Raw genomic sequence first — 11,336 nt, forward strand, 5'->3', positions numbered from 1 at the left:
ATCACGCCTATACTTAAACTTTTTGTCCCTTTTTCATTATAATATTGTTTTTTAGAGATAGGAAACAATTTATATTGTCAAGACATTGACACATTTTCCCCACTTCCCTAAACTTATGGTGAACGACATTTTACTTAAAGGAGAAGAATAGTATGCCGACACCAGTACGTTCAAATACTCAAACGGTTCATTATAAACGAGACTGGCGTGTTTGGTGGCGATTATTGCGTCCACATACGCTTACCGCAGCGTTCGTTCCTGTGTCTATTGGTACTGTGCTTGCAGTAGATGAAACGCCAATTCACTTCCCCTTATTTTTTGCCATGCTCGTAGCTTCATTATTTATCCAAGCAGCGACAAATATGTTTAATGAATATTACGACTATAAACGCGGGCTAGATACACCTGAATCCGTCGGAATCGGTGGAGCGATTGTCCGCGACGGTATCTCTCCAAAAACAGTTTTACTGCTTGCTTGGTCTTTTTTCGCTATTGCTATGCTACTTGGTGTTTATATTTGCATCAATAGCAGTTGGTGGCTCGCTGTGATCGGCACCATTTGTATGGCAGCAGGATATTTTTACACAGGTGGACCCGTTCCGATCGCATATACCCCGTTTGGTGAATTGGCAGCCGGCTTTTTCATGGGGCTTACCATTATTTTAATTTCATTTTTTATTCAAACAGGCACAATTACATCAACACCTATTCTTGTTTCTGTTCCCATCTCTATTCTAGTCGGCGCTATTTTATTAGCCAATAACATTCGCGACTTAGAGGGGGACAAAAAAAGCGGTCGAAAAACATTAGCCATTTTACTCGGTAGAAAACGTGCCATTTCGTTATTAGGTGGCATGTTTGTCGTATCATTTTTATGGATTGTATTGCTTGTTTTTACTGATACGATTTCGCCATGGACATTGCTCGTATTTTTTAGTGTTCCGAAAGCATGGCAAGCAACGAAAGGATTCATCGGAAAAACAAAACCGATCGACATGATGCCAGCAATGAAAGCAACAGCTCAAACGAATACGCAGTTTGGATTTTTACTCGTTATCGGTCTATTTATTCATTATTGGATGCAATAATTGTTAAGAAAAAACCATAGTCTTGGCGCTATGGTTTTTTCTTTTTAGTCCATACTATGCGTAGTCAAATATAAAGGAGGGGTTATATTGCAAAACTTAGCCAATTTGCGTGAACAGCTATTACAAGAAAAGCAACAAATCATGCAACGGTTAAAACAAAATGACCATTTCGGTCTCACACGAACATCTGCTCATGATTCGGTTGGAGAATTATCAAATTATGACAACCACCCTGCCGACAGCGGAACAGAACTATATGAACGAGAAAAAGATATGGCCTTAAATGAGCATACAGAAAAAGAGCTTCATGATATCAACCGTGCGCTACAAGCCATGGCAAATGGGACGTACGGAATTTGCGAAATATGCGGAGAAGCGATTCCTCTCGAACGCCTTGAGGCCATTCCAACAACGATGTTTTGTAAAGAACATAGTGCTGATCAAGTTGTTTCACAACAGCGTCCAATCGAAGAAAGCGTTTTGTCTCCTCCATTTGGCGAATTTGTCGTTCATGAAGATATAGAAACATTTGACGCTGAAGATAGCTGGCAAAAGGTAGCTCGTTTCGGCACATCAGAAACACCTTCAGATGTTCAACAAGATACGGTACATTATGATCGAATGTATATCGATGCCGGAGAACAAATTGGTTACGTTGAACCACTTGAAACATTTGCAGCAACAGATCTTTACGGCACAGGCATTACAATTTATCCAAATATTATTCATGAACAATATGAACAAATGCTCGATGACGAACAATTAATGTCTCCGCTTGGTGATCTTCCAGCTTACGAAAAAGATCCTTATACTTCATAAGAAAGTCCTGTGAGCATACGCTTACAGGACTGACTTTTTGTTAGCGAATATGCCAAATGTCGTGAGCGTATTCTTCAATCGTTCGATCGCTTGAGAAATATCCTGAACAAGCGATATTCGTCAAGCTCATTTCTAACCATTTTCTCCGATTTTCATACGCTGTTCCCAATCGTTGTTGGGCGTCGGCATACGATGCAAAATCGCGTAAAACAAAATATTGATCGTTGTGAGCAAGCAACGAATCATAAATCGGTTCAAAATGATCGTACGCATCTGGAAAAAAGCCATTTACAAGTTGATTTACAACTTGATGAATCCGTTGATCATGGTGATAATATTCATACGAATGATATCCACCATTTGCATAATAGTGCAACACTTCTTCTGCAGTCAATCCAAAAATAAACATATTGTCATGACCGACACGCTCCAAAATTTCAATATTCGCTCCATCCAATGTCCCAATTGTCACGGCCCCATTCATCATAAACTTCATGTTTCCAGTCCCCGATGCTTCTTTACTGGCTGTCGAAATTTGCTCACTTACATCAGTAGCTGGAAAAATTTTTTCAGCCAATGAGACACGATAATTTTCTAAGAAAATAACTTTTAACCTTCCGTTAATTTGTTCGTCACTATTCACTTTTTGTGCAACGGAATTAATTAACTTAATAATCCGTTTCGCATAATGATACCCTGGTGATGCTTTAGCGCCAAAAATAAACGTTCGTGGATGCATATCGAAATGCTCATCTTCTTTTAGTCGGTTATATAAATACATAATGTGAAGTACATTTAATAACTGTCTTTTATAGGCATGTAATCGTTTCACTTGCACATCAAAAATCGATGACTCGTCTACGACCACTCCTGTTTTTTCATAAATATATTTGGCTAACTTCTTTTTATGGCTATGTTTCACTTTTGCTAGTTGTTCTTGAAACGCATGATCAGTCGCATACTTTTTCAATTGAATAAGCCGCTCAGGCTGCTTAATCCATTCCGTTCCGATCGCTTCGGTAATAAGTGAAGAGAGCTCCGGATTCGCTTTCAACAACCAACGACGATGGGTAATGCCGTTCGTTTTATTATTAAATTTTTCTGGAAAGTATTCATAAAATAGTTTCATTTCCCGATGCTTTAAAATTTCAGAATGTATTTTCGCGACCCCATTCACACTATAGCTTCCTACAATCGCTAAATGAGCCATTTTCACAAGGCCATGAGCAATAATGGCCATCTCCTCGATTCTTTTCCAATCACCAGGATATCGATTCCATAAGTCGCGACAAAACCGTTCATTAATTTCTTGCACAATCATATAAATTCGTGGCAATAACGGTTGAAAAATGTAAATTGGCCATTTTTCCAACGCTTCCGACAATGTGGTATGATTTGTATAAGAGATCGTATTTGTCGTAATGTGCCACGCTTCGTCCCATCCCATTCCTTCCTCATCTAACAAAATTCGCATCAGTTCTGGAATGGCTAACACAGGATGTGTGTCATTCACATGAATAGCTACATGCCGATGGAAATGTTGTAAATGACCGTATCGTTGCCGATAATCACGTACAATACTTCCGAGGCTTGCTGCAACAAGAAAATATTGCTGTTTTAACCTTAAAATTTTTCCTTCATCGTTCGTATCGTCAGGATATAAAAATTCGGAAATGGCTTCCGTTTCTCGCTTATACTGCATGACATGCTTATGAAGCGGAAATTTCGCGGGTTCAGCGCTCCACAATCGTAGCGTGTTGACAGTTGTCGTATCGTACCCGATGACAGGCATATCATAAGGAACTGCCATCACTTTTTCTGTATCATAATGGCGAAACGTTAAACGCCCATCTTGTTCGTAGCATTCCACTTTTCCCCAAAAATTGACTTCTACCGCTAAATCTTCTTTTTTCACTTCCCAAACGTTTCCATGACGCAACCATTGTTCTGGAAGCTCTACTTGATAACCATTCACTATTTTTTGATCAAATAAACCGTGCTTATATCGAATGCCTTGCCCATGTCCGGGTAAGTCAAGAGAAGCAAGGGAGTCTAAAAAACAAGCAGCCAATCGACCGAGTCCTCCGTTCCCGAGCCCCGCATCCATTTCTACTTCTTCAATATGGGCTAACTCAATGCCTAGCTCTTTCAGGCCTTCTTCCACAACCTCTCGTATACCAAGATTCATCAAATTACTGCCTAGCAAACGACCTAACAAAAATTCAATCGACAAATAATACACTTGTTTTTTATGTTCGGCACGGTATCGTTCGTTCGTCTGAATCCAATGCTTACTAATATACTCGCGAATCATATTCCCTAGCGTATTGTATTGATCCAGAACAGTCGATTCCCAAAACCGCTTCCCATACATCATTTCTAACCGTTTCAAAAACGTTTGCTTAAACTCTTCCTTATTCGTGAACATAGATGCCACTCCCAGCCATTAGTTCGTCGTATAATTGGTTGTATTTGAATGCCGATTTTGCCCAACTGTAATCCCGACTCATTGCCTGTTTCATAATTCCTTCCCATATTTCTTTTTGTTCATAAAATGAACGAGCACGCTGGATGGTATATAACATATCATGCGCATTAAAGTTTTTAAAAGTAAATCCTGTTCCTTCTTTCGTAAATTCGTTAAATGACTGCACTGTATCATTTAATCCACCCGTTTCTCGAACGATTGGCACAGCTCCATAACGCATGGCAATCATTTGACCTAAACCACACGGTTCAAATTTAGATGGCATTAAAAACATGTCCGCCCCCGCATAAATTTGATGTGCAAGCTGCTCTGAAAAGCCAATATATACACGCACACGGTCAGGATATGTCACAGCCATCTCATGAAAGAAATGTTCAAACTCCCATTCCCCTGTTCCAAGGATAATCATTTGCACGTTTTCTGCTATCATTTCGTGAAATACACATTTCACTAAGTCTAATCCTTTTTGTTTCGTTAACCGCGACACAATGGCAATGACAGGAATATCTTCTTCTGATGGCAATGAAAAATGTTGTTGGAGAGCTCGTTTGTTAATGCTTTTACGCGCAATTGTCGTTACATCGTACGGCACTACAATATACGGATCTTTTTTCGGATTGTATATTTCATCGTCAATTCCGTTTAAAATTCCAACTAAATGTGAATTTCTTGCCCGCAATAACCCGTCAAGCCGCTCTCCATAATATGGCGTTTGAATTTCCTCTTTATACGTTGGGCTCACTGTTGTAATCATATGCGCTGATACAAGCGCTCCTTTCATAAAGCTGACGTTTCCATAAAACTCTAAATGTTCGATAGAAAAATAGCGGTCGCTTAAATTTAGTAAGTCGCCTAAAATTTCGCGTGGAAAAATGCCTTGAAACTGCAAATTATGAATTGTAAATACCGTTTTCATTTGAGCGTAAAATGAATTTTTCGTATATTCTTCACGCAACAAAAATGGGATCATTCCTGTATGCCAATCATGGCAGTGAATCACATTCGGTTGAAAATTAATGACGGGGAGGGAATCGAGTACAGCGCGACAAAAATATGAAAAACGCTCACCGTCATCATAATGACCATATAATGAATCTCGCTTAAAGTAATACTCGTTGTCGACAAAATAATATGTAATTCCTTCATATTCCAATTGTTCAATTCCACAATATTGTCTTCTCCAACCAACGCGAACAACAAGTTCAGCAATTTTATTCATTTTTTGGCGCATATGTTGTGGGATCAATCCATACTTCGGTAACATAACACGCACATCTGTCCCAAGCTTTTTCAACTCTTTTGGCAATGCGCCAGCCACATCAGCTAAACCGCCTGTTTTTACGAATGGTACACATTCTGATACAACAAATAACACTCTCACGATTTCATCAGCGCTCCTTGTATTGTCCCTTTTCGAATGACGATCGGTTTCTCTGGCGTTCCTATTAGTTTTACCCCGTCACCAATCCGAACATCTTTATCAACGATTACATATGAAAGATTACAATTTTCTCCAATTTGACTTTTTTGCATAATAACACTATTTTGAACGACAGTCCCTTTGCCGATTTTCACAGCCCTTGAAATGATGCTATTTTCAATTTCTCCTTCAATGACGCATCCGTTCGCGATCATTGCATTCCGAACGCAAGCATGCGATGTATATTTTGTCGGTGGCTCATCTTTTACTTTTGTATAAATCGGTCTCCCTTTTAAGAACAATTGTTTCCACACATCTGGTTGAAGAAGCTCTAAACTATGATGAAAATAACGTTCGATACTATCGATGACCGCAACATATCCATCATATTCATAATCACATACTGTTAATCCATTCGCTTGATCATTAACAACATCAACAATGCTTTGATAATGATTTCTTTGTTGGTTAGCGATCAAATCGAGTAGCAACGATGTTTCTAAAATAAACATGTCAAGTGATTGACCGCGGTGGCATATACGAGTAATATCGCACTCGTTCATGTTGTGGCGGCGCAACACCTCTTCATAGTCAATGTTGCACACCGTATAGCTATTGCAAATAAGCGCATACTTTTGTGTACTTCGTAAAAAGTAGTCGATATGTTGCTGAAAATGTTGAAACGATCCAATATGAGAAATCGGAAGGTCCGGTGAAGGAAAAAAGAATAGTCCATCACGTTTACGATTCAAATCCCAATTCTTACCTGATCCTAAATGATCCATTAATGAGCGATATTGATACTTCGGGAAGATAGCAACACTTTCAATTCCTGAGTTGACCATATTGGATAAAACGAAATCAATTAATCGATAGCGCCCAGCAAACGGAACGGCGGCAATAGAACGCTGGAGCGTCAAATCATTCATTTCTGGCTTATATGTCGTTGCATCAATGACCCCAAGCATTAATTTTCCCACGTTTTCTCATCCTCTCTCAGAAAAATGTCCCAAAATTTCTTCTGTTACAAGAATGACTTCTCCGTCAGACTGATCCCCACAAATAAACGTTCCATCGGGAATTTCCATGTTCGGTGGGACGATCGCTTTTTCGATGTATACATTTTTCCCAATCACTGCATTAGGCATAACAACGCAATCTTTTACTGTTGTACCTTGTGAAATGTACACCCCTTGGAACAATACAGAATGTTCTACATTTCCTTCAACGATACATCCTTCATTTACTAAAGACTCTTTTACTTGCGCATATGGGGCAATATATTGTGGTGGCTCATTTGGATTTACAGAATAAATGCGCCACGTATGATCGAATAAATTTAATGCCGGGGTATCTGCGAGTAAATCCATATTCGCTTCCCATAAGCTTTTTACTGTTCCAACATCTTTCCAATATCCCTTAAATGGGTAGGCAATAAGTCGTTTTTTTTCATCAATAAGCAGAGGAATAATATCTTTGCCGAAGTCATGGCTCGAGCGATCATTTCGATTATCCATTTCTAAATATTCTTTCAAAATAGACCATTTAAAAATATAAATGCCCATAGACGCTAAATTGTTTTTCGGATGTGCTGGTTTTTCTTCAAACTCTATAATTTCCATATCTTCATTTGTGTTCATAATTCCAAAACGGCTCGCTTCTTCCCATGGTACTTCAATAACAGAAATCGTCACATCCGCCTTTTTCTCAATATGATATTGCAACATATCTGCATAATTCATTTTGTAAATATGGTCACCAGAAAGAATGAGCACATACTCCGGATCATACTGCTTTAAATAGTTTAAGTTTTGATAAATCGCGTTTGCTGTTCCTTTATACCATCTCATTTCTGACGATTCAGCATACGGTGGAAGAACGGTTACCCCACCATTTTTCCGATCCAAGTCCCATGCGCTTCCAATTCCAATATACGTATTTAACTCTAGCGGCTGGTATTGCGTAAGCACTCCGACTGTATCAATGCCAGAATTAGCGCAGTTGCTTAATGTAAAATCAATAATGCGGTACTTTCCTCCAAACGGAACAGCCGGTTTGGCTAAATTTTTTGTTAATGAACTCAATCTACTCCCTTGTCCCCCTGCGAGTAGCATAGCGACGCACTTTTTTCGTACCATGGCTTTCCTTCCCTTCTCTTTTTCTTATTGGTCGTAAAATCGTTATAGCATACGGTGGAATAGTCATCCGAATATGATGCGGCTTTCCGTGATACGGTTCCTCATATGCGACAAGCGGTTTTTTGTTTATATAACCTGCACCACCGTATATAACATCATCACTATTGAACACTTCCCGATATGTTGTAAAAACCGGCACACCCACTTTGTAATCGTGATATGTGACATTTGTAAAATTGCAAACGACAATCAACATATCTTCTTCTTTTTTTCCTCGCCGAATAAAAGAAAAAATACTTTGTTCGGCGTTGTTCACATCAATCCATTCAAAACCACTTGGATCATGATCACATTCATACAATGCTTTTTGTTTTCTATAAAAATGTGTGAGAGATTTCACGTAAGCGTCCATTTTTCGATGCATATCAAAATCGAATAACATCCAATCGAGTTGCTCCAAATCTTTCCATTCATCAAATTGTCCAAACTCTCCACCCATAAACAACAGTTTTTTTCCTGGATGCGTCATAAAATATCCATAAAGTAGACGAAGTTGGGCAAATTTATCCCAGTAATCGCCCGGCATTTTATTTAGTAGTGATTTTTTTCCGTGCACCACTTCATCATGGGATAAAGGCAAAATAAAGTTTTCCGTATAAGCATATAACAATGAAAACGTCATTTTATGATGCATATGTTTTCGTTCATTGACGCTCGTTTCCATATAACTTAATACATCGTTCATCCAGCCCATATTCCATTTGTAGTTAAATCCTAAACCTCCATCGTACGTTGGTGCAGTCACTTTCGGCCAATCCGTTGAGTCTTCAGCGATCATTAATACGTTTGAATCAAATGCAAACACAACTTCGTTTAATTTTTTTAAAAATGAAATCGCATATGGATTTGGATGCAGTACATCGCTATTCGGCCAATAAAGCATATTTGCTACCGCATCAACACGAAAACCGTCAATATGGTAATACTCTAACCAAAATAAAGCGTTTGAAATTAAAAAGCTATGCACTTCCGGCTTTCCTAAATCAAAGTTGGCTGTTCCCCACACAATATTTTCCCGATCTTGCATATTCATATATTCATATGTGGGTTGACCATCAAACATATATAATCCATGTGCATCTTTACAAAAATGTCCAGGCACCCAATCTAAAATGACACCTATTCCTTCTTGATGGCAGCGATCAATAAAATACATGAGATCGTGCGGCGTTCCATAACGGCTTGTCGCAGCATAGTACCCCGTTCCTTGATATCCCCATGAACGGTCGAGCGGATGCTCGATAAGCGGTAACAGTTCAATGTGAGTAAATCCATGCTCAACAACATAAGGAATTAACTCTTCCGCCATCTCCGCATATGTATAAAATTGTCCATCGTCTTTCTTTTTCCATGTACCGAGATGAACTTCATAAATAAACATCGGTTGCTCATAAATAGATTTTCGCTTCTTTTTTCTTTGCCACGCTTGATCATTCCATTTATATCCATCCAACTGATATACAATAGAGGCTGTGTGGGGGCGTTCTTCAGCATAAAAAGCATATGGATCCGCTTTAAGAAGAGTTATTCCATCTTTTGTTATAATTTCATATTTATATAAATGTCCATCTAAATTTTCTGGAACGATAATCATCCATACTCCTTGATCGTTTATTTTTGTTAATTCATGCTCCTCTCCTTTCCAATTGTTAAACGTCCCAACAACCCGCACTTTTTTAGCATGTGGGGCCCATACGCAAAAACGCGTTTCTACTCTCCCATTTTGTTTCATAAGATGTGCTCCAAATAACTGGTAGCTTTTATAAAACGTTCCTTCGTGAAATAAATGTAACTGCAAATCCGTTGGACTCATCGTTAGCAAATGTTCATCCTTCCTTTCTTAAAGGGGTACAGAAATAATTCCGTACTGAATATATTACACTAAGGCACATAAAATTCCTGTAAGAAAATTAAGATATTTTTCGACAATGTTCAACAAATCACATGCTAATTATGACGAAATGAAAATCAATACGAACGTCCATAAAATCGTCGCTTGAGTAACAAATGATAATGATATAAAATGTTTTATAGTAATTATTATTTATTTTTTTTGATATTAATTTTAAATAAAGGAGAATGAACATGTACGATTTTCATCATTTACCGCATATGAAAGTGCAGACAACATCAAAAAAAGCACTTTGGACGACATTGTTATTAACAACTTTTTTCACGATTGTAGAGATAGTAGGAGGCATTTTCTCTAACTCTCTTGCTTTATTATCAGACTCAGCACATATGGCTTCCGATGTGATCGCATTAGGACTAAGTATGATTGCTATCTATTTAGCTTCTCGTCCACCAAATAAAAAATTTACATTTGGTTATTTACGATTTGAAATTATCGCCTCATTTTTAAATGGCCTTGCGCTTGTCATTATTGCTATTTGGATTTTCATAGAAGGGATTCGTCGTTTCATTCATCCTGAAACGATTCAATTTTCCTTCATGTTAACCATCGCAACAATTGGATTTATCGTTAATCTTGTGTTAACAATCGTTTTAAGTCGGAGTATGAAAGAAGAAGAAAATTTAAATGTCAAAAGCGCCTTATGGCACTTTATTGGTGATTTACTCAGCTCTATCGGTGTTATTATTTCAGCTATTTTAATTTACTTTACAGGACTATATATATTTGATCCGCTTATTAGTATGGTCATTGGTGGCATTATCTTTATAGGTGGAGCAAAAATTGTTCGAGAATCGTATTTTATTTTAATGGACGCAGTTCCGCACGAATTTGATATCGAACGCATCCGAGCCGATATTCTATCTATTGAAGGCGTTGAGGATGTACATGAATTGCACATATGGTCCATTTCGACAGATCATTATTCTTTAACTGCACACGTTCTCATTCATGAGCACATTCAGCCATTTTGTATCATTTTAGCAATTAATGAAATGTTAAAGGAACGATACAATCTCTCTCATGTCACCGTTCAAGTTGAACATCCATCTATTCACCAACATGGAGAGTATGGAAAGAAATTTTTAGAGAGGAAAAAGAAAATAGGCATAAGTGGAAAAGAAGGATATAAAAACGTTACTCATATGGAGTAGCGTTTTTTTCTTTTGTGTTCTCTAATCCCCTTCTATAGATGAATACGATACATCGATGTGTTAAAATGAGCAATTTTGGTCACTATGATAAGAGGCATGCTCATACTTGTGTTTTATGCTTAAGCCAAAACAATACATCTGCTTAACTTTGTAAAAATAAAAAGGACATCCCATATCAATTATGAGATGTCCTTTTTATTAGTGACCCGTACGGGATTCGAACCCGTGTTACCGCCGTGAAAGGGCGGTGTCTTAAC

8 protein-coding genes are annotated in these 11,336 nt (G+C 38.1%); 3 read left to right on the forward strand and 5 right to left on the reverse strand.

The genetic code is table 11. From position 1 onward, the window contains the following. Positions 1-152 precede the first annotated feature (152 nt). Both CS060_RS04590 and CS060_RS04595 read left to right on the forward strand, forming a co-directional pair. On the forward strand, positions 153-1,088 hold the full coding sequence (locus tag CS060_RS04590; protein ID WP_035048663.1) for a 1,4-dihydroxy-2-naphthoate polyprenyltransferase: 936 nt from the start codon (positions 153-155) through the stop codon (positions 1,086-1,088). Positions 1,089-1,175: 87 nt separating this feature from the next. Beyond that, a complete protein-coding gene (locus CS060_RS04595; protein WP_035048658.1) occupies positions 1,176-1,907 on the forward strand; it encodes a yteA family sporulation protein in 732 nt (243 codons plus the stop codon). 40 nt (positions 1,908-1,947) lie between these two features. On the opposite strand, the gene CS060_RS04600 is transcribed toward CS060_RS04595, so the two are convergent. From CS060_RS04600 to glgB, 5 genes are read right to left on the reverse strand one after another with little or no spacing between them, the layout of a single operon-like run. Next, positions 1,948-4,335: a glycogen/starch/alpha-glucan phosphorylase gene (locus CS060_RS04600; RefSeq protein ID WP_035048656.1), complete on the reverse strand. Its 2,388-nt coding sequence runs from the start codon at positions 4,333-4,335 to the stop codon at positions 1,948-1,950. Continuing rightward, positions 4,322-5,776: a glycogen synthase GlgA gene (gene glgA / locus CS060_RS04605; RefSeq protein ID WP_035048652.1), complete on the reverse strand. Its 1,455-nt coding sequence runs from the start codon at positions 5,774-5,776 to the stop codon at positions 4,322-4,324. Before glgA ends, CS060_RS04600 begins: the two co-directional genes overlap by 14 nt. After that, positions 5,773-6,795 (reverse strand): GlgC family sugar phosphate nucleotidyltransferase, encoded by a 1,023-nt coding sequence (locus CS060_RS04610; protein WP_035048649.1) that lies wholly within the window; start codon positions 6,793-6,795, stop codon positions 5,773-5,775. Before CS060_RS04610 ends, glgA begins: the two co-directional genes overlap by 4 nt. 6 nt (positions 6,796-6,801) lie before the next feature. Further along, a complete protein-coding gene (locus tag CS060_RS04615) occupies positions 6,802-7,953 on the reverse strand; it encodes a glucose-1-phosphate adenylyltransferase (protein WP_099668728.1) in 1,152 nt (383 codons plus the stop codon). Beyond that, positions 7,901-9,826 carry a 1,4-alpha-glucan branching enzyme gene (gene glgB, locus CS060_RS04620; protein WP_052025581.1) on the reverse strand — a complete coding sequence of 642 codons (1,926 nt, stop codon included), beginning with the start codon at positions 9,824-9,826 and terminating at the stop codon, positions 7,901-7,903. Before glgB ends, CS060_RS04615 begins: the two co-directional genes overlap by 53 nt. A 272-nt stretch (positions 9,827-10,098) precedes the next feature. Between glgB and CS060_RS04625 the strand changes: the two genes are divergently transcribed. Further along, positions 10,099-11,079, forward strand: a complete 981-nt coding sequence (locus CS060_RS04625) for a cation diffusion facilitator family transporter (RefSeq protein WP_099668729.1) — start codon at positions 10,099-10,101, stop codon at positions 11,077-11,079. Positions 11,080-11,336: the final 257 nt, after the last annotated feature.

Origin of the sequence: Anoxybacillus flavithermus (assembly GCF_002742685.1) — a bacterium.
GTDB lineage: Bacteria > Bacillota > Bacilli > Bacillales > Anoxybacillaceae > Anoxybacillus > Anoxybacillus flavithermus_E.

Excerpts from the sequence above, each read along its gene's own strand:
- CS060_RS04590 (WP_035048663.1), top strand. The coding sequence starts at position 153 with ATGCCGACACCAGTACGTTCAAATACTCAAACGGTTCATTATAAACGA.
- CS060_RS04600 (WP_035048656.1), bottom strand. The coding sequence starts at position 4,335 with ATGTTCACGAATAAGGAAGAGTTTAAGCAAACGTTTTTGAAACGGTTA.
- CS060_RS04615 (WP_099668728.1), bottom strand. The coding sequence starts at position 7,953 with ATGGTACGAAAAAAGTGCGTCGCTATGCTACTCGCAGGGGGACAAGGG.
- glgB (WP_052025581.1), bottom strand. The coding sequence starts at position 9,826 with ATGAGTCCAACGGATTTGCAGTTACATTTATTTCACGAAGGAACGTTT.
- CS060_RS04625 (WP_099668729.1), top strand. The coding sequence starts at position 10,099 with ATGTACGATTTTCATCATTTACCGCATATGAAAGTGCAGACAACATCA.